Genomic DNA, 20,051 nt, shown 5'->3' on the forward strand with positions numbered 1-20,051 from the left:
AACAAGAATAATGGCACTTGCTATGACTGTTATCAATTTGTTATCAAAAGACTAATCGAAATCGCTGAAACCCGCATAAACACTGGCTTTTTTAAGCAACTCGATTTATTCAAATTCTATCGTCCCAGGTGGCTTCCCTGTCAAATCGTAGAATACGCGATTTACATGATTCACCTCATTGACAATCCTGCTTGTCACCCGATGCAGCACCTCCCATGGTACCTCAGCGGATTCTGCAGTCATAAAATCAATTGTATTGACAGCTCTTAATGCGACCGCATAATCATAGGTTCTTTCATCCCCCATAACTCCTACAGACCGCATATTCGTCAGTGCAGCAAAATACTGTCCCACGATCTTATTCATTCCTGCTGCATCCATCTCTTCGCGGTAAATCGCATCAGCATCCTGTACGATTTTTACTTTTTCCGCGGTAATCTCTCCAATAATCCGAATTCCAAGTCCCGGCCCTGGGAATGGCTGTCTAAATACCAATCTCTCTGGTATTCCCAGCTCCAGTCCTGCTTTACGGACTTCATCCTTAAACAGATCCCGCAGCGGTTCGATTATTTCTTTAAAATCTACATAATCCGGCAGCCCGCCTACATTATGGTGAGACTTGATTACTGCAGATTCTCCACCCAGACCACTTTCTACAACGTCTGGATAGATGGTTCCCTGCACAAGAAAATCTACTGTACCAATCTTCTTTGCTTCTTCCTCGAACACACGGATAAATTCTTCACCGATAATCTTTCTTTTTTCCTCTGGCTCAGTAACACCAGCCAGTTTTTCATAAAATCTCTCCTGAGCATTTACCCGGATGAAATTCAAATCATAATTGCCCTCTGGTCCAAAAACAGCTTCGACCTCATCGCCTTCATCTTTTCTCAGAAGACCGTGATCCACGAACACACAGGTCAACTGGGATCCGATTGCCTTAGACAGCATCACTGCTGCTACAGAAGAGTCTACACCGCCTGACAGGGCACAGAGCACTTTTCCATTTCCGACTTTTTCGCGAATTGCTTTGATTGTCTCATCGACAAACGCATCCATCTTCCAGTCTCCAGCACAGCAGCATACATTCTTTACAAAGTTATTGATCATCTTTGTACCCTCTACTGTATGAAGAACTTCCGGGTGGAACTGAATCGCATACAGACCTGCCGCCTCATTTTCTGCCGCTGCAATTGGGCAGTCCGCCGTGTGGGCTGTAATTTCAAAACCAGGAGCAGCCTGTGAGATATAATCAAAATGGCTCATCCAACAGATTGTCGGTGTCGATACATTTTCAAACACTTTAGAAGTCTGCTTGTCAATCAATACTTCTGTCTTTCCATACTCACGCACCTCAGCACGTTCTACTCTTCCGCCGAGCACATGCATCATTAACTGCGCACCATAGCACAGTCCAAGAACAGGCACGCCCAGTTCAAAAAGTTCTTTCGTATAAGTCGGTGAATCGGCCTCATAACAGCTATTCGGCCCTCCCGTCAGGATAATTCCCTTCGGATTCATTTCTTTGATTTTTTCTATATCTGTCTTATAAGAATAAATCTCGCAATATACGTTGCATTCTCTGACACGCCTTGCGACTAACTGGTTATACTGCCCGCCAAAATCCAGGACAATCACTAATTCGTTCTTCAAAGTTTTCCTCCTACTCAAAATATGGAATCAATACATATTGAAACCTATCTCTGATTTACTGGTACCACTAAAGTTTGTTTCGCTTAGCGGCTGGTACTCAATGTACTAGCCTATTATAATGGAGCACTTTCCGTTTATCAAGCCTCTGTTTACAAAAAAATCTCCTGATGGCCTGAATTCTGTTACTGTTCACGCCTTTTGAAGGTATACAGCAACAAAATTTCAACTATTTTCTACTTCCCTGATGAGATTAAATCGTTCGTTTCAGCTTCCATTTTCCACGTCGATATCTGATACACATGCACACGGCTCTAAAGCACCAGTCAATGACCATAGCTACCCAGATACCGAAAACACCCATTCCCATATAACGTCCCAGGATATAACTGAATATAATTCGGAATACCCACATAGAAAAAATAGAAATCACCATGGTTACCTGCGCATCCCCTGCGGCCCGCAATGTCGAAGGTACAGAGAAGGACAACGGCCATACGATCATACAGCTAATACTGTGGAAATAAAGGATCTGTCTTGTGGTCTCCGCTGTCAGGTCTGACAGATTATAAGCCCTAAGTATAAGCGGAAGCAGCATAAAGATCACCGCATTCATAATCCACATCAGCACATAAACAATCCCCATCAGTTTCTTGGTATAATAGTGCACCTGTTCATAATCTCCGGCACCTACGCACTGGGCGATTACAGATGTAATTGCCAGATTCAATGCCATTCCGGGAAGAATCTGGAAAAGAGCAACTGCATTGCTGACTGCATTTGCCGCAATTGCATATGTACCGAATGTAGAAACCAGACTCAGTACCAGAATCTTACCGAGCTGGAACATACTGTTTTCCAATCCGTTTGGAATTCCGATGGTCAATATCCTCTTGATCATCCTCCATTCAGGCCGGTATTTCAGGCTCCGTTTTACATGAAGCTGTCGTTTCTGATCGCACAAAAGCCCGATGATCAGGACTGCGGCTACCATCCTGGATACAAGTGTTGGAATCGCCACACCTTCTGTTCCTCTGTGAAATCCATAGATCAACAGGGCGTTCCCACCAATATTAATGATATTCATAATGATGGAGACCTGCATGGAAACCTTGGAATTTCCCATCGCCCGAAATGTTGCCGCGCCCGCATTATACAGTGCAATAAACGGAATGGATGCGGTCACGATCATCAGATAGGTATTCGCATGCCCCATAACATCTGCTTCGATTGAACCAAATACGACATGCAGGATGAACCATTTCCCGCAATATATAATTGCCATGATTCCTATCGCAATAATTGTGATGAACCAGACAATCTGTGTGGAGGCCTCACAGGCAGACTTTTCATTCTTCTGTCCCAAATACTGCCCTGATACCACCGCCCCTCCTGTTGCAAGGGCTGCAAAAACGTTGATAAACAATACCATGATATTATCTACCAGGGAAACGCCCGATACTGCTGCCTCCCCTACGCTTGCAATCATAATAGAATCTGCCATACCCACCAGAACCGCAAGAAGCTGTTCTATGATCAATGGGATGATCAATGCTTTGAGTGCCTTATTATCAAATAAATAAGCACTTCTGTCTACTTTTGTTTTCAATACTCTACGTTCCTCCAAATAAAAACTCCTCAGCGTATTTTATTATACGCCGAGAAGTTTCTGTAAACAAGTATGAACCAATTTAACTGCATCTTTTCTGCATTTTTTCTTATAAATTCAGTTACTATTCACTCACGCCATTCGCAAAATCGCGTCTTTGGCGCTTTCTGATGCTATGCAGCTGCATATTTGGAAATCTCTTTTTTCAGGTCTGCACAGTCTTCGTCATATATTTTCAGTTCAATTGGGTTATTGAATCCCAAATTCATGATACCGAGGATAGACTTCGCGTCAACAACGAATCTGCCGCGTTTCATATCCATATCATATGGATATTTTGCTACCTTATTTACGAATTCCAATACTTCTTCAGGGTTACTGAATTTGATCATCATTTCGCTCATTGCTTTTCTCTCCTTTTCCAGATTATCTATTCTCCTACTGATTAGCCTCTCTTTTTTGTTATCGACATCATATCACAATTTTTGACAAATTTTAGGATAAAATTTCTGAAAAAGGTAGAAATATTTAATGGGCTGACTTACGGAATTCGTTTGGAAGCATCCCGACCTCCTCTTTAAAAACACGGCTCATGTACTTGGGATCTGAGTATCCTGCAAGCTCTGCAATCTGATTCAGCTTCAGATGCGTATTCAAAAGAAGCTCTTTTACCTTCTCGATTCGGTACTTTCGAATCGTCTCAGAAAAAGTTGCACCCGTCTCCTTTTTAAATTGGGCACTTAAATATTCCTCTGACACGAACAGTTTATTGGCAATCTCATCCAGTGTAATCCCCTGGTCGTAATATTTGCGGATCATCTGCTGCGCCTTCTGGACCAGCACACTGACAGGAAGCTCTTCTTTCTTATTTTCCTCATTGATAAGATCAAAAAGTTTATGCAGGCTCGCATCGATCTGATTCCAGCTTATTGCCTCCGATATTTCTCGTAAAATCCCCTGAATCTGCAGATCCACATCGATCTCATTCACCTCCTTGTAGGCATTTATCATTGACCAGGTGAAACGGATCAATGATTTCTTTACCTCTTCAGGGGTGTGCTGTACTTCCTGATAATATTGGAACAAGGCTTTAAAACAGCGGGACACAGTCTCTCTATCCAGTCTTTTTACTGCCTGGCATGCCTGATCCTCTAGCTCTGTAGGATGTTTCAATGGAACCGTCTTAATGTTTTCCACATCTCTGCGTCGAATCAAAAAACCTTTCCCCAAAAGAAGATTCCATTCCCGATCCTGCTGCATTTCCTCCATCACTGTGGAAAGCTCCAGCAGATTATCTACATGACGCCACAACAGGACAATCGGGGAGTTTAAATTGCTGCACAACATGGGCGAGACAGATTTTTGAAAATATGTATACTGGGAGCTGCCGTCCAGCCGGTATAAAATCATAATCAACATTTTCCATGCATCAGCCTCGATTACGTAGGATGCAAACTTGACCGTATGGGCTCCCACATCCTCCAGCAACTCCTTCGCCCGCTTTTTTTGTTCCTCGTAGCCATCTCCCAGCCATATTGCGAATACCTCCGCCGGCTCCTCCAACGCAAATCCAAAACGCTCCCGGGTCATGCTGTGAAACTGTTCGTCGGGTTTGATCTGTCCGTTCAGACAGGAGAGAAAAATCCCTTCTATAGAGAATGCCTTCTCCCGGTTCTGTTCTTTTACCAGACTGTCCTCCACCTGCTGAAGCGCTTTTTTCAATTCTGGTATCTTGATTGGTTTTAACAAATAATTTTCAATATTCAATTCGATTGCCTGCTTCGCATAATTAAAATCAGAATAAGCGGATAGAATCAGCACCTTACACTGATATCCCTCTTCACGCAGCCTCGCAAGCATCTCTAACCCATTCATCTTTGGCATCTCAATATCCATAATGATTAGATCCGGTTTGGTCCGGCAGATCAGGGCATACCCCTCCTGCCCATCAGCCGCAGTCCCCTCCAATTCATAATCGGGATTAATCTTCTGGAGTATTTTTGCAATTCCTTCCCGGATCGGTGCCTCATCCTCTACAATGACAATACGCATATATGTGACCTCCTTTCCCGATTCCTCTGTCTGTTTCTTGTCCTTTCCCCACTTGGACATATGAATCTCTTCTCCTGTTTCTTGAACGATTATCCTTCCCTCTCCATGCGATAAGGAATGAAAAGATGTGCTCTTGTATAACTGCCCGGCTGACTTTCAAAATAAATATCAGCTTCTTCTCCATAGTACAGTTTCAGACGCTTGCGCACATTTGTAATCCCCACATGCCCCTCCATCTCTTGGGATTGGTCATTCAATTTTTTCAATATATCAGGCTCAATTCCATTTCCATTATCTTCTATAATAATGTGAATCTGCCCTACTCCCAGCCTCATGCTTATCCCAATCCTGCATTCGCCGTCTTTTCCACGGAAACCATGCTTCATTGAATTTTCAATAAAAGGCTGCAGCAACAGCTTATGAATCTGATAGCCCATGATTTCTTCTGATACCTGCTCGTCCACCCAGACTCCCTTACCAAGCTTTGCTTCTTGCAGCATAATGTATTCCTTAAGCCATCCTAACTCCTGACGGATGGTCGTAGTACCACCTGCATTTTTTACTGTATAGCGCAGAATATCTGCCAATGCCCCCACCATTCCACTGATCTCATACTGCTCATTTTCGATTGCTTTCCAGTTGATCGTATCCAGCGTATTATATAGAAAATGTGGATCGATCTGTGCCTCAAGTGCGGACAGCTCTGCATTCTTCTGCTCCACCACAGCCTCCTTCACCTGGGCGATCAGGCTTTCTATATGAACGACCATCTCATTGAATCCTGAACCAATCCGCTTAATCTCCACAGGCATATTTTCCGGAGGTTCTACACGGATTTCAAAGTTTCCGCGCTCTACTTCGTTCATTCCATCTACCAGGGAATCCACGGCCAGAAGATATGGCTTTGTAAAGGAATAAATCAAGAGCAGCATCGTAATAACAGATGCAGCAGCAATCACAAAGAGAAAAATGACCTGTTCCCAGATTGCCTTGTTGTAATCCTCCAAAGGCTGTTCATTACAAATGATAAAACCGCTCTTTGTATTCACCGCCTTTGTATATTTATTCTCAACCGTATTCTGCAGGCGGGTGAACTTCTTTCCAATCTGGGTTGAATCCGGCGCACTGATCACAATATCATTATCCAACAGATACGTCTGATTATCCGGCCCTGTCACGAGCGCTGCCTTAATCTGTTCCTCATTGATGCTCACAATGACCGTTCCGAGCTGTTCATGAATGTTTTTATAATCTACCAGCTTCCGTGCAATACGGAACAGATAGTTCTTCTTCTCATTGGCTGTCACGGGGACTGTAACGCCCTGGTAAGCCTCTCCCTTTGTAATCTTTGGTATGTGAATCTGGTCCGCCCATATACTGTCTGTCGAGGAGGAGTTCAGACGATCATAAAAAATGACTCCGCCATTCTCCAGATAAATCGTAATCCCCTCGATTCCCGGGTTCCGGTTGCAGATATGGCTTAACTCATGGCGGAGGATACTGGTATTAGCGTCCAGGTCATCCTGCTCCTTTATGAGCGCTTCCACGGTATCAATAATCGTGTCATCCGTACACATATCATACAGAATGGTCGCATACTTGTCCAACACCATCTCCAGACATTGATCTGCATTGCTCATATTACTAGCTATTTTTCCATTGATATTATCTTCCAGGCTGCTCCTTAGGCGAATCTGGGAGAATACAGCGAAAATACTGACCGGTATCAGAGCTGCAAGAAGAAATCCAAGAGTCATTTTTCGTCTTAATGTACGCTCCTTTATCATCGGTTCTCCTCCCGAATTTCCTTCATCCTGGCAGCAGCTTCTGTTATGAGCTCATCCTCATTCCGATCGCCAATGATCTCTGCCTCCATGGTATCTGTAATGACCTGGGAAATATACGGCCATTCCACCGTGAATTCCCTCAGCCTTGCTGACTGGGTCAATTGGATCATACTTCTCTTGAGAGCATTTTCTTTGTATTGATCTTCAAGGACATCTGCGCGCGGAGCCATGTAGGAGGACCGTTCCATATACTCTGACATACGTTCTTTATCGCTGATATATCTGAGGAATTCAATCGCAGCCTTCTGGTGCCGGCCATTCGTCACCCCAAAAACCTCTCCACCGAGTACTGTCGTTTTTGTCCCATCCTCTGCAGCAGGAAGACTTGTAACGCTATAGTCCAAATAAGGATTCAATACCTCTACGGAATCAATCATTGACGTTGAATTGATCATCATGGCAATATTCCCCTCCACAAACTGCCGCAGCAGATCTTTTGCAGTCAGATTGATTGTCTGCCTGCTCATGGCGTCAGAATTCGTGAGTTCCCGTAAAAAGTGGAATGCTGCCCTGCTCCCGGAGGAATCCAGAGCATCCACATCTCCCCCCATGGACCATAGAATAGGAAGGAAACAATAGACACTCTCTTCGCTTGCCAGCGCCGGCATAGCGAATCCACAGTGTCCTTCTCCTGAAAGCTCAACGGCGGTATCATACAATTCCTGCCATGTCTGAGGTACCTGAATCTGGCGTTTCTCAAACACTTCTTTATTATAGAACAACACGGCGCAGTTCATCCCATAGGGAAGCCCCATAATCCGTCCGTCTACTGTACATGCTTCCTTTACTTCCGGCAGATATTCCTCGATTCCTTCAATCTCATCTGTTAGATCCACAAAAGGCTCCATGACATGAAAATATTGGAAATCAGAGGAATCCACCAGCGCAAGATCTGGCATATCTCCGTCCGCCATACTGTATGCCAGCCTCTTCTTAAAATCCTCGTCCGGCACATACTGGGTGGTCACTTCAATTTCGTCCTGCGAGCGGTTGAAGCTGTCCACCAGATATGCCAGCTCTTTCTTGCTATAACTCTGGCTCCAATAATACCAGAGCGTGATGTTCTCCTTATTTACCTTAACAACCTGTTCTTCCTTCGCACATCCCGCGGTCAGCCCTGCTGTCAATAAAAAAACAAGCAGGACGGCACTAATTCTATGGTATCTTTTCACGTATCTCTCTCCTATAAGTCAGTCATTCGTCAGTTAGATTTTAAATATAATTATATCCATTATATCATAAATCTACTGAACTCGTATTTGTTTTAATGTTGATGGAGATACTTTTCTCTGGTGGCAAGTCCGCCGCGTATATGCCGCTCGGACTTATTCATGTCCAATACCTTGCGTGCCTCTCCCGCTAATGCAGGATTAATTTGAAGGAGCCGCTCCGTTACGTCTTTATGTACGGTACTCTTGCTGATTCCGAAACTCTTCGCCGTCTGCCGTACTGTGGCGCTGTTTTCTATGATATAATTGGCGATTTCCACGGCTCTTTCTTCAATATAATCTTTCAAAAAAATCCCCCTGCAATCATTGTTTTTACAATGTATGCTGGGGGAAGAAGGAGTATGACCTCTTCTGGAATCTTTACCTCCAATTATAAATGGCTGCTTTCTCTTTATCATTCATCTCTTGACATCTCTGCCACTTTACAATCTCCTCTTCAAACAATTTTGCACTTATACAAAGCGATTTTACGCTTTCCCAATGATTACAGACCTGTTCTGAGAACTGGCGATATAATTATTTCCCTGATTCTGAGATGCATTGCTCCTTCCCCACTTCTTCACACCATTCTGTGAAAAAGACTCTGAATGATATTTCCAATAGTCAGTATCCGTTGGTGTAGTCAAATGTACATCATATTTAAAAATATCTGACCTTTCTTCCCCTGCTACTTCCCAGCCATCTCCAGCAATTCACAAATCCTCCCAAGTTTCACATCTGTCTTCTCACATAAGGTATATGTGTAGCGGCTTGCACTACTTTAGTATATTCAGGAACACTACTCTTTTGTCAAACTGGAGGATGTGCGAAAAATTCTACTATATACATTTAGTTTTTGCATTGGATTGCAATAACTTTACTTTTATTAGATATTATTGCATAGCGATTGCAAATAGCGGATCCATGATACTAGCACAACGAAAAATAACTGCTGTACCCGTAAAATCCCACAGATACAGCAGTTATCTTTTTGGCTATAAACCTTACTTAATAAATTTATCAATCGCCTGATTCAGCAATTTAATCGCTTCTTCATCATTCTCTTCCACCGCCTCTACGATACAGTGATTCATATGATTCTTCAAAACGACCTTTCCCGTATTATTGATTGCAGACCGCACCGCCGCGAGCTGAATCAGTACCTCGCTGCAGTCCTCATCCTTCTCCACCATCCTCTTCACAGCTTCCAGATGCCCGATTGCCTTAGACAGACGGTTGATCACTGCCTTCTTCTCCGCCGCACTGTGCACATGCTTGTGACCGTGGGTGTGTGCATGGTCATGTGGATGAGCCGCGTCGTAAGTATGTGCATGGTCATGTGAATGCCCCGTGTCGTGAGTGTACACATGGTCCGCCCCGGCATGACTGTGCTCCTCGTGCTCATGTTGATGTTCATGAATCTCCGTATTTATCTTCATAGATCCTGTCTTTCCTGCCTTCTGTATTTTACCTGTGTCTCTTATCTAAACGACACAGCCAATATACCACAGATTATATCATAAATCCTAAGCTCGGGAAATACCTCGCTAATGATTTAGGTATCTATCTTCGCAGGCTCGAAAGAACCTCGACAACTTCGAGCAGCATACCACATCCGGACACAAATCTACAATCAAACTAACATCTACAAACGAACCTAATATGAATATGTTCTCACTTTATAGCATAATCCAGCCGTACCTGCCTGGTGCACACCTTTTCCAGAAGTGCCTGGTTATGGCTGACTGCAATCACCCCAATCTGCCTTTGTTTCACTTCTTTTAACAGAAAATTCCATATCTGGCTCTGTGTAATCAGATCCAGCATCGTGCTGATTTCATCTGCCAGCAGGAAGCGTGTCCGTTTCCCCAATGCACGGGCGAGACAGAATCTCTGCAGTTCCCCGCCGGATAATTCCGTTGGAAAACGGTCCATCCAAGCTTTTTCTATACCGAGAGCCTCAAGGATCCGTGGTTCTACCTCGTCCCCCTCAAGAATCACTTCCCTCATCCGAAGCCGTGGATTTACCGCCAGCTCAGGCTGCTGCCAGATCATCTGAATTGGACAATATCCTTTATAAGAAGATACTCGTCTCCCATCCAAAAGTATCTCACCCGAGTCAGGTGTCAGATAACCGGCAATCAGCTTGCACAGTGTCGTCTTCCCATATCCACTGGGCGCGATCAAACCGACCCGCTCCGTATCCCCCATTGACAGACTAAAGTTCTCCAATATTTTTTTATTTTCCTTTTTATACTGATAAGATACTTGATTCAATTCTAATTTCATCGTAATCTCCTACTTTGCATACAGACAGCGTACCCGTCCTTTCCGCATCTCACGGTACGGGACCTCCCCCTTGCACTGCGGCGTGCACATGTCGCAGCGAGGTGAGAAGGGGCATCCCTCTGGCATCTCCTTTACATATGGCTGTGTTCCCTCGATGAATTGAAAGCCATGCTGCGGCAATGCCCGCCAGAGCGCCTTTGTATAAGGATGACGCAGATTCTCTTCCTTCTCAAAGTCTGAACGATACGCTTCCTCGATGGTACATCCGGCATAGAATACGACCACCCGGTCCGCCGTCTCCAACGCCAGTTCCAGATCATGGGTAATAACCAGCACACCAGCTCCCATATCTGCCAGTTCACGAAAATGTCCCATCGCCCGTTTTGCCACTCTTAAGTCCAGTCCCGGAGTCGGCTCGTCTGCGATCACCAGTCTGGGTTCCTCGATCAGAGCAGTCGAAATCAAGATTCTTCGATTCATGCCGCCGGAAAGTTCGAAGGGATATAACTCTTCCACCTCTTCGTTTAAGTCATATCTCTTAAAAATCCCTCTCAGCTTATCCGCCGTTTTCTTATCTTTCCTACCTCGTTTTATCTGCTTCCCGATTTTTACCAGAGGATCCAAATAGGACAAGCTCTGGGGAACCATTACAATTTCATTCCCACGAAGTCTTTCAATACGTTCCCGGGTCAGTTCGCTGCCACGGTAGAAAATCCTCCCGCCCTGGACTGCATTATAGGGCAGAATACCCAGGACAGCATGGGCAAGCAAACTCTTGCCGGAGCCGCTGGAACCGACTACTGCGACCATCTCCCCTGCCCGCACCTCTACATCCAGGTCCCGGATTACATCAAGCTGCGTCTGATGGGTCCCGCTTTCATATTGGCGGAAAGAAATATTCAAATGTTCAATTTTAAGGATCGGTCCTTCCTCTGATGTATTTACGATATCTGCTTGATTCTCCTTGCGCATCTGTCCACTCCCTTTCAGACTTTTTTCCATCGAATCATTATCTTAGTTCCTCGCCCCTGTCCTCTGTCCCTTTTTACTCATGTACGCTGGCTGGGTCTGTCAGCTTCCTCACATTTTCTCCCGCCGCATAGAAAAGAACAACTACCATAACCAAAGCTGCTCCCGGAAAGAGGGCGAGCCACCATTTTCCAGTTACCAGGTATTTCATAGACTCCGATAAGATAATCCCGATTGCAGGCTGTTCCGAGGATAATCCAAATCCCAGAAACGTTACACTTGCCTCGTGCAGGATCGCATGTGGGAAAAGCAGTACAAGTCCCGTTAGGAACTGCGGAAGCAGATGGGGCAGCATATGTTTTCTCGCAACATACCAATTGGTCTTTCCCAGCTTCCTTGCAATCTGGATATAGGGACTCTCCTTTAGCTGCATGACCTCCGCCCGGATCAGGCGGGCCAAAGACGGCCAATGCGTCAGCGCCACTCCCCACGCAACACCGGCAAAGCCTTTCCCCAGAGCCACAGATATCAAAATCAAAAGAAGAATATGAGGGATTCCCAGCAGCAGATCAATCACGAATGTAATCACAGCGTCCGCCGTCCGCCCCAGCGTAGCTGCAGCAATTCCTAACAACAGCGCGATGCAGGCGCTCACTGCCGCCGCAAAAATTCCCAGCAGAATACTGAGTGAAATCCCCCGAAGGGTCCTCGCCAGCATATCCCGCCCCAGCCAATCCGTTCCAAAAGGATACGTAAGACAAGGCGGCAGATTCTTCCGTGTAAAGTCAGAGGTCTTAGCCGCTTCAGCACAAAAAAGCCCGCCAACACAAATGGCGAGTAGAATCGCTGCACCGACGATCAGTCCGATCAGCACCCGTTGTCTTAAATTTTTATCTCTCATCCTGCTCCCCCCTTTCTGATTCTGGGGTCTACAATTCCATACAGGATATCAGCAATCATATTTCCGCCAAAAACAATCAGTGCACTCAAGATCGCAATCGCCATCAAAAGCGGCATATCACTTCCCAGACCTGCCGATACTGCCGCCTGACCCAGGCCCGGATAGGAGAACACCTGCTCCACCAGGATAGAGCCCCCAAAGATTTCGCTGATTGCCGCGAAATGAAGGGTAAGGGCAGGAAGGAGGGCGTTGCGAAAACCATGGTTCCGAAATAAAATCCACCCCTTTTCGCCCCTTGCTTTTGCAAACAACACAAAATCACTGTCCATGATTCCAATCATTTTCTCTCTGGTGTGAAGCGCAATGTTGGATACACCTGTGATGCTTAATGTGAGAGCCGGCAGAATCGCATGATATAAACGGTCCTGCAGGGTCACTCCCGCCGCCTCCACGCCAATTGGAACACTCAGACCGATGGGAAGGACTTTCAGCCATACACCAAAGATCATTAAAAGCAGCAGCGCCAGCCAGAATGCAGGTGTACTTGAAATCAAGAGGCAATACCCCTTCACCAGCCTGTCGATCCATCTCCCTCGGTTCATTCCCGAAAGTACCCCCAGAAAAAATCCCAGAACCCCAGATAAGCCCCAGGCAATCACCATCAAAAAAAGCGAGTTCATCAGCTTCACAGCAATCACCTCTGATACCGGCTGACGGTATAACAGAGAAGTCCCCATATCTCCCCTCACAAAATCAAAGGCCCAATTAAGATACTGCTTCACTGGAGATGTACCGACACCCCAGTATTCATTCAGCTTTTCGATCTGTTCCTGGCTCATGCTCCCCAGTGCCGCCTGTCCTACATTCGCCTGGAGCGGATCAATCGGAGAGGCCTTCATCAGCATAAATGTAAGAATGCTCGATGCAATCACTAATAGAATCATGCGTATCATTTTATTTCCAATGCGTTTTCCCAAATGCTGATTCATACTGCCTCCTTCCTTTTCATCCCTCTATGATAGATCGTTCTTTTAAGCTGCTTATTCCCAAGACCACTGGTCCACATTATTGACAATAGACCAGCCATGTCCGTGAGGATGAATCTTTTGATCTGCCACTCGAAGACCATCCTTCACAAAATATAAATGGTCAATATTGCACAGCCAGATCCACGGGATGTCGCCCTCCTGTGTGATTCCTGTCGTACCGTCCCACTGCGCCTTCTGCCACAGCTCATAGGACTCTTCCAGGGTACTGGTCTTTAGCGCCTCATCCATATATCGGTCAACTGTCTCATTGGCATACGGTGAATACTGTGCCTGACCGATTCCCTTTTGGGCAAGTGTATGATAAATATTATACAGTTCCATCGGCGTATGTGCTCCCCAGCCCCACATAAGAGGCTCTGACTGCGCCCTGTCGTAAGCCACGTCCCAGCCCACACCCTCTGTGGTCACTTCGATTCCAATTTCCTTTAACTGGTTCGATACATCTTCTGCCAATGCCTGGCGCACGGAATCTCCGTTACTGAACATCAGCGTAAATGCGGCCTTCACACCATCTTTTTCACGAATCCCGTCTTCTCCTTCTTTCCAGAGCGCATCATCCAGAAGCTGTCTTGCCTTTTCCTGATCATATTCCACTTCACATTCACTGTTATACCATGGCATCTTGTCACACACACTATACGCCTTGGTCCCATAACCATTCAGTACATTTTCAATCATCTCATCCCGATCGATCCCGATGTTGATTGCTCTCCTTACATTGACATCGGACGTAAATGCATTTCCATAGGTAATCCCATCCTTTTCCCTTGGTTCCAAAGCTGGAAGATTAAATCCACGATTATCCACCGTCTGCACCTTCATCAAACTATAGCCCTCTATCGTCTGATCACTGTAAGATGCGGCCGTGTGGGCAACATCCACCTGGTCTGCCATAGCTGCAGCCAGAGCAGCATCCTCTTCCATAAAGAGCACAGTCACCTTTTTCATCTTCGGCGGCTCCCCGTAATAATCTGGATTTGCCTCGAATATCACCTGCTGCCCCTTATCCCACTGTTTCATAATATAACGTCCAGATCCAATGGGATTCTGCCCGTAACTCTCATCGTAGGCATGCTCTGGAACGATTCCTACGATCGCCATTGTATAAGGCCAGATTGAAAATGGCTTCGTCATTCTAAATTCTACAGTCTTATCATCAACGGCAACAGCTTCTTTCAGCATCGTGAAGTCATTGACCGTGCTTTTTTCCTTACAATTGTTATATGTAAATGCGACATCCCTGGCTGTCAGCGGTTCTCCATCCGTGAACTTTACATCATCACGGATTGTAGCTGTCCATGTAAGCCCGTCCTCACTCACATGATAATCGACCGCCAGGTCATTCTCGATCTTTAAATCCTTTGTTGTCGTCGTCAGAGTGCTCTGAATCAGCGGCTCATGTACATGCTCTCCCGCTCCCCACCCATATGCGGGATCAAATCCTGCCTCCGGCTCTGATGTCGTCGGCATGGTCACAATCACAGAAGCCTCTCCTGCATCATCCTTCTGCTGTACTTTTTCCAGATCCGATTCCTTCTTGGCACCCTTATGATCTGCCTGCCCGGCACACCCTGCCAGAAGGCTGGCTGCAAGCCCTGCTGCACATAGAATACTGATCAGTTTTTTCTTCATCACGTTCCCCCATTTTCCTGATTTTTTTCAGTATAACATTGGGATTTTTACGGCACAACCCCCGGTGGGGGATAGAACTCACCGGGGGTCGTGCTATAGAAAAACATCACTTTATAAATCATAGATAACATGCTTTTAGATTGGTCTTGACATAGCCGTTCATGTTCCGTCTCGCTGGTTACACAATGTAACCGGACCTGTCCGCACGAAACTTAAGCTACTATAATCTGATATCCCTTGATAAAGGTGCCGCGGCCTTCTACCTCATTGATTCCTGGCTTCTCGGAAATCTCTCCCTCAAAGCCGTGGTTGTCACACCTCCCCGCCCAAGGCTCCAGACACACAAAAGGTGCATCCTTCACAGACCAGATGCCAAAGTTCGGGAAATCCTCGCACCGCATTCCCACATATGGTTTTCCATCTTTTGTGCAGATCCAAACCTCTTCAATCTGGCCATTATCAAATATCAGGGCATCCTTCTTAAACATCTCCTCTGACAGCGGATAGACTCCATCCTCAAGCGCCATCTCAAAGACTTCATCCACATTGCCTGTACCAGATTCCGGATTGATCAGGATATAGCTCAGGCACTCCTTTTCCGGGAAACGCAAACAATAATTTGCCTTCTTTCCCTCTTCTTCTGCAAAACGAAATGCAGGATGTCCACCGATGGTAAAATAGATGGTCTCATCCATTGGATTCCTGACCTTCCACTGCACATCAATGGTCTTTCCTTTTAATGTATAGGTAATATAAAGCTCAAAATCAAATGGATAGACCTCTTTCGTCTCTTCATTAGAAAGCAGGAGGAACTGCGCCGTATCCTTTTTACTTGTGATACAGGTAAAGGTGTTGTCTCTGGCGAACCCATGCTGAGAAGTCGGATATTGGATTCCCTGGATGCGGACTGTATTATGGTATGTCTTTCCTACATTCGGGAACAGCACTGGAGAGTGACGCTTCCAATACTTCGGATTTCCCTCCCATAATATATCGTTCCTTTTTTGTTTGTCATAAATTCTTGTGAGCTCAGCACCTTCCTCTGATATTTCCACACAAAGATATTCATTTTCAAGCTTCATATCCAATTCCTCCATTCTAAAACATGTATTTCCTGACAAAAGCCCTTCTGTATTCCCCATTTACAGGCTTCCTCCAACTACACATTTTCCTTCGCTATTCTACCATGATCTTGATGATTTCTTCGTTCGTCTCACGCATACCTTCTTTTCCAAGACGGCCAACATTCTGAATGGTCTTCTCCACACCTTTGGTAATGATTCCATCACCGCCGTAGAACTGCTGTCCATGCTTGTACATATGATAGCCTAAGATTCCTGCGTCAACAGATGCCGCGATCTTGGCTGCACAGGACGCTTTTGCGCCGTCACAGACCATGCCGGACACGATTGCCAGAGCATTCACAACGGTATGTGCAATCTCCTCATAACCACCGCCGCACAGATATGCGATTCCTGCACCTGCCGCCGCTCCCGCACTGACTGCGCCGCAATAGGCAGACAGACGGCCGATTCCGGTCTTCTGATGGATGGCTACCAAGTTAGATAATGCCAGGGCACGGAACATTGTTTCCTTATCCACATTCAGTTCTTGTGCATATTCCAGAACCGGGAGAGAACAGGTCATCCCCTGGTTGCCGCTGCCGGAATTGATGATGACCGGAAGCTCGCATCCGTTCATTCTTGCATCGGAACCTGCCGCTGCCATAGCCTTGGCGCGATTTCTGACATCATCCCCATAGGAATCCAGAATCACGCTTCCGATGTTCGCACCGTAATCACCACGCAAGCCTTCCTGGGCAATCGCAGTATTATAATCAATCTGTCTCTGCAGCACGTCCCGGATATCCTCGATATCAACTGTCTGTACAAAATCCCAGATTCCTTCCACTGTCAGAAGGCTGCGGTCTGTAAGGCCCTCTTCCGTCTCACCGAGTACCGGGATATCCAGAAGAACCTCACCATCTTTATCAATATGTACGATATTCGTGTGATAATTGGCAATTCTGACCTGTGCATAAGATTCTCCTGCGGAAACGGTAACGATAATATCAAAAGTGATTCCATTATCAATGTGCTCCACCTTGATTTCCTTTTCATCGAGGAACTCCTGCATCTCCCGAATCTCTTCCTTAGAAACTTCTGAGATAACCTCCAGTTCCTTCTCCGGACGTCCTGCAATGATACCTGCTGCCGCTGCCGCCGGAATTCCTTTTAAGTGATCCGTATTAGGCACGATTACACTCTTTACATTCTTAATGATACTTCCACTCGCCCCAATATGCACACGCTCGGGCAGGCACCCCAATACCTCCCGGGCTTTTGCAGCCGCATACGCAAGTGCGATCGGCTCCGTGCACCCCATTGCAGGAACCAGTTCTTCTTTCAGTATCTGTACATAAGCCTGATACTTTACATCTGATTTCTTCATTTGATTTCTCCTTCCAAAACATACCGGTATGATTATCCGATTTACATATTACAAATGTACACTATTATGAGAGAAAGTGCAAGAACCTTAAAACCAACTCGCTGGTGGTTTTTTTCTTCCACAGCATGGGACAGGGGCCGTTATGGTGAAACACCATAACGGCCCCTGCCGCACTTTAGGAGTGTAATTCATTCAGGCCAAATGATAGGAAATACTTTGACCTGTTTCTATATAAAGGATCATTGTCTTTTTAGCACTTTGTAAAGTACATGGAGATTCCCTGTCCTCCACCAATGCACATGCTGATCATAGCATCCTTCTTGTCAGTACGCATCAGTTCGTACATTACCTTTACAGTCAGAATCGCACCAGTCGCACCGATTGGATGTCCAATGGAGATTCCGCCGCCGTAGATGTTGACCTTCTCCGGGTCTAAGCCCAGATCCCTGCTGACTGCATATGCCTGGCTCGCAAAGGCCTCATTGATCTCGAACATATCGATCTCTTTTAAGTCCAGTCCTAACTTGGCTGCCAGCTTCTCACTGGAGAATTTCGGAGAATATCCCATCAGCTCTGCATCAAATCCTGCCACTGCATAGCCCTCGATCTTCATCTTCGGAATCACTCCGAGCTCTTCTGCCTTTTCTCTTGCCATCACGACAACCGCCGCTGCACCGTCATTCAGACTGGAGGAGTTGCCTGCTGTGACTGTTCCGTCCTTTACGAAGCATGGACGCAGCTTTGCGAGCTTCTCAATGGTCTGTCCGTCTCTCGGGCCTTCATCTGTATCAAACACAGTCACATTCCCTTTTCTGTCCTTTAGCTCTACCGGAAGGATCTCATCCTTGAACTTTCCTTCCCTGATCGCTGCACATGCCTTCTGGTGGCTGCGCAGTGCGAACTCGTCCTGCTCTTCTCTGGATACATTATATTTCGTCGCAACATTTTCTGCGGTCACACCGTTGTGATTTCCATCCAGAGGCCAGGTCAGGATATCGATGACCCCATCCTCGAAGGTCTTGTGTCCCATTCTTGCTCCCCAGCGTGCATCCTTAATATAGTAAGGAAGCTGTGAGATGCTCTCCGCACCACCTGCAACAACTACGTCTGCCTGTCCGGTCTGGATCTCCATCACAGCCTCTGCGATGGACTGCAGGCTGGAGCCGCACTGACGGTTCACAGAATATGCCGTGGTCTCCTTCGGCATTCCGGCCTTTAAGCTGATGGCCCTTGCCACGAAGCCGTTCTCTGCGACCTCGCCCACCTGGCCGATAATGACCTCATCCACATCGGACGGCTGGATCCCGGCACGGTCCACTGCCTCCTTCACGACCATTGCTCCCATATCGATTGCTGAAATATCTTTCAGACTTCCTCCAAAGCTTCCTACCGGAAGTCTCACACCGCTGACTACTACTACATCTCTCATGATTCATTCTCCTCTCTTTGTTTGCGGATATACAAGGGGCCAGGCCCCTTTGCTCTCCATGTTCAAAATATCCTGTCTTATTTATCGTATTTGTAGAATCCCTGGCCTGTTTTACGTCCCAGATGCCCGGCCTTCACCATTGTCTCCAGCAGTGGGCACGGCCTGTACTTACTGTCATGGAATCCGTTATATAATCCGGTCATGGTCGCGAGCATGACGTCAATCCCGACGAAGTCGGTCAGCTCTAACGGCCCCATTGGGTGGTTCGCACCTAACTTCATGGCGTTGTCCACATCCTCAGGCCGGCAGCCCTCCATGACCAGAAAAGCAGCTTCGTTCTGCATCGGTACCAGAATCCGGTTCACAATGAAGCCCGGGTATTCCGGTGCATCTACGACGGTCTTCTGAATGCTGAGCGCGAACTCTCTCACCTTATTGTAAGTCTCATCGTCCGTGGCGATGCCGCGCACCAGCTCCACCAGCTTCATGACCGGGGCCGGATAGAAGAAGTGGACTCCCATCACTTTATGCGGCCTGTTAGTCACTGCTGCCATCTCGGAAATGCTCAGTCCAGAGGTGTTGGATACGATGACCGCCTCCGGGTCTGCTGCCTGATCGACCTGTCCGAATACGGATTTCTTCAGCTCGATCTTTTCTGGCACGGCTTCAATGATGATCTCTGCCCCTTTGACATCCTCCATGTTACTGCTGTAGGACATTCTTGCGAAGATCTCGTCCCTCTGTGCTTCTGTCATGCTTCCCTTTGCGATCTTCTTCGCGAACAGCTTCTCCATGTTTGCCTTCGCTTTTTCAATTGCCGGCTCAAATACATCGATATTCTTCACATTATATCCGGCCTGTGCACAGGTCTGTGCAATCCCGCTTCCCATCAATCCTGCTCCAATTACTGCTACATTCATAATAAATTCCTCTTTTCTAAAATATGTAATCTCATTTATTCCCAA

The 20,051-nt window shown here is 46.3% G+C and carries 18 protein-coding genes; all 18 read right to left on the bottom strand.

The window, feature by feature from the left end; all coding sequences use genetic code 11:
* Positions 1-105 precede the first annotated feature (105 nt).
* The 18 genes from guaA to HGO97_RS22965 all read right to left on the bottom strand — a co-directional run bounded on the left by guaA (position 106) and on the right by HGO97_RS22965 (position 20,006).
* Positions 106-1,653, bottom strand: coding sequence for a glutamine-hydrolyzing GMP synthase (gene guaA, locus HGO97_RS22880; RefSeq protein WP_216245501.1), 1,548 nt, complete (start codon positions 1,651-1,653; stop codon positions 106-108).
* Positions 1,654-1,903: 250 nt separating this feature from the next.
* On the bottom strand, positions 1,904-3,277 hold the full coding sequence (locus HGO97_RS22885; protein WP_246597731.1) for an MATE family efflux transporter: 1,374 nt from the start codon (positions 3,275-3,277) through the stop codon (positions 1,904-1,906).
* 155 nt (positions 3,278-3,432) lie between these two features.
* Entirely contained in the window at positions 3,433-3,663 is a 231-nt protein-coding gene (locus HGO97_RS22890; protein WP_216245503.1) for an HPr family phosphocarrier protein, read from the bottom strand.
* A gap of 124 nt (positions 3,664-3,787) precedes the next feature.
* A complete protein-coding gene (locus HGO97_RS22895) occupies positions 3,788-5,371 on the bottom strand; it encodes a response regulator (protein WP_246597732.1) in 1,584 nt (527 codons plus the stop codon).
* Positions 5,372-5,400: 29 nt separating this feature from the next.
* Positions 5,401-7,098 (bottom strand): sensor histidine kinase, encoded by a 1,698-nt coding sequence (locus HGO97_RS22900; RefSeq protein ID WP_216245504.1) that lies wholly within the window; start codon positions 7,096-7,098, stop codon positions 5,401-5,403.
* Positions 7,095-8,330: an ABC transporter substrate-binding protein gene (locus HGO97_RS22905; RefSeq protein WP_216245505.1), complete on the bottom strand. Its 1,236-nt coding sequence runs from the start codon at positions 8,328-8,330 to the stop codon at positions 7,095-7,097. The genes HGO97_RS22900 and HGO97_RS22905 overlap by 4 nt, the downstream gene beginning before the upstream one ends.
* Positions 8,331-8,422: 92 nt before the next feature.
* Positions 8,423-8,674 carry a sporulation transcriptional regulator SpoIIID gene (spoIIID, locus tag HGO97_RS22910; protein ID WP_216245506.1) on the bottom strand — a complete coding sequence of 84 codons (252 nt, stop codon included), beginning with the start codon at positions 8,672-8,674 and terminating at the stop codon, positions 8,423-8,425.
* A 180-nt stretch (positions 8,675-8,854) separates the two neighbouring features.
* Positions 8,855-9,013 carry a hypothetical protein gene (locus tag HGO97_RS22915; RefSeq protein ID WP_216245507.1) on the bottom strand — a complete coding sequence of 53 codons (159 nt, stop codon included), beginning with the start codon at positions 9,011-9,013 and terminating at the stop codon, positions 8,855-8,857.
* 357 nt (positions 9,014-9,370) lie between these two features.
* A complete protein-coding gene (locus tag HGO97_RS22920) occupies positions 9,371-9,805 on the bottom strand; it encodes a metal-sensing transcriptional repressor (RefSeq protein WP_216245508.1) in 435 nt (144 codons plus the stop codon).
* Positions 9,806-10,040: 235 nt separating this feature from the next.
* Entirely contained in the window at positions 10,041-10,655 is a 615-nt protein-coding gene (locus tag HGO97_RS22925) for an ABC transporter ATP-binding protein (RefSeq protein WP_216245510.1), read from the bottom strand.
* Positions 10,656-10,664: 9 nt separating this feature from the next.
* Positions 10,665-11,627, bottom strand: a complete 963-nt coding sequence (locus HGO97_RS22930; protein ID WP_216245575.1) for an ABC transporter ATP-binding protein — start codon at positions 11,625-11,627, stop codon at positions 10,665-10,667.
* Between the two features lie 73 nt (positions 11,628-11,700).
* Positions 11,701-12,525 (bottom strand): ABC transporter permease, encoded by an 825-nt coding sequence (locus HGO97_RS22935; RefSeq protein ID WP_216245512.1) that lies wholly within the window; start codon positions 12,523-12,525, stop codon positions 11,701-11,703.
* Entirely contained in the window at positions 12,522-13,514 is a 993-nt protein-coding gene (locus tag HGO97_RS22940; protein ID WP_216245513.1) for an ABC transporter permease, read from the bottom strand. Before HGO97_RS22940 ends, HGO97_RS22935 begins: the two co-directional genes overlap by 4 nt.
* 51 nt (positions 13,515-13,565) lie before the next feature.
* Positions 13,566-15,206, bottom strand: a complete 1,641-nt coding sequence (locus tag HGO97_RS22945; protein ID WP_216245514.1) for an ABC transporter substrate-binding protein — start codon at positions 15,204-15,206, stop codon at positions 13,566-13,568.
* Positions 15,207-15,418: 212 nt separating this feature from the next.
* Complete coding sequence (locus HGO97_RS22950; RefSeq protein WP_216245576.1) at positions 15,419-16,288, bottom strand: aldose 1-epimerase family protein; 870 nt, start codon at positions 16,286-16,288, stop codon at positions 15,419-15,421.
* A gap of 94 nt (positions 16,289-16,382) precedes the next feature.
* Positions 16,383-17,657 (bottom strand): L-cysteine desulfidase family protein, encoded by a 1,275-nt coding sequence (locus HGO97_RS22955; protein ID WP_216245515.1) that lies wholly within the window; start codon positions 17,655-17,657, stop codon positions 16,383-16,385.
* A 250-nt stretch (positions 17,658-17,907) separates the two neighbouring features.
* A complete protein-coding gene (locus HGO97_RS22960) occupies positions 17,908-19,086 on the bottom strand; it encodes a thiolase family protein (protein ID WP_216245517.1) in 1,179 nt (392 codons plus the stop codon).
* A gap of 77 nt (positions 19,087-19,163) precedes the next feature.
* Positions 19,164-20,006 carry a 3-hydroxyacyl-CoA dehydrogenase family protein gene (locus HGO97_RS22965; RefSeq protein WP_216245518.1) on the bottom strand — a complete coding sequence of 281 codons (843 nt, stop codon included), beginning with the start codon at positions 20,004-20,006 and terminating at the stop codon, positions 19,164-19,166.
* Positions 20,007-20,051: the final 45 nt, after the last annotated feature.

It is taken from the genome of Faecalicatena faecalis (assembly GCF_012524165.2).
GTDB classification, from domain to species: Bacteria; Bacillota; Clostridia; order Lachnospirales; family Lachnospiraceae; genus Faecalicatena_A; species Faecalicatena_A faecalis.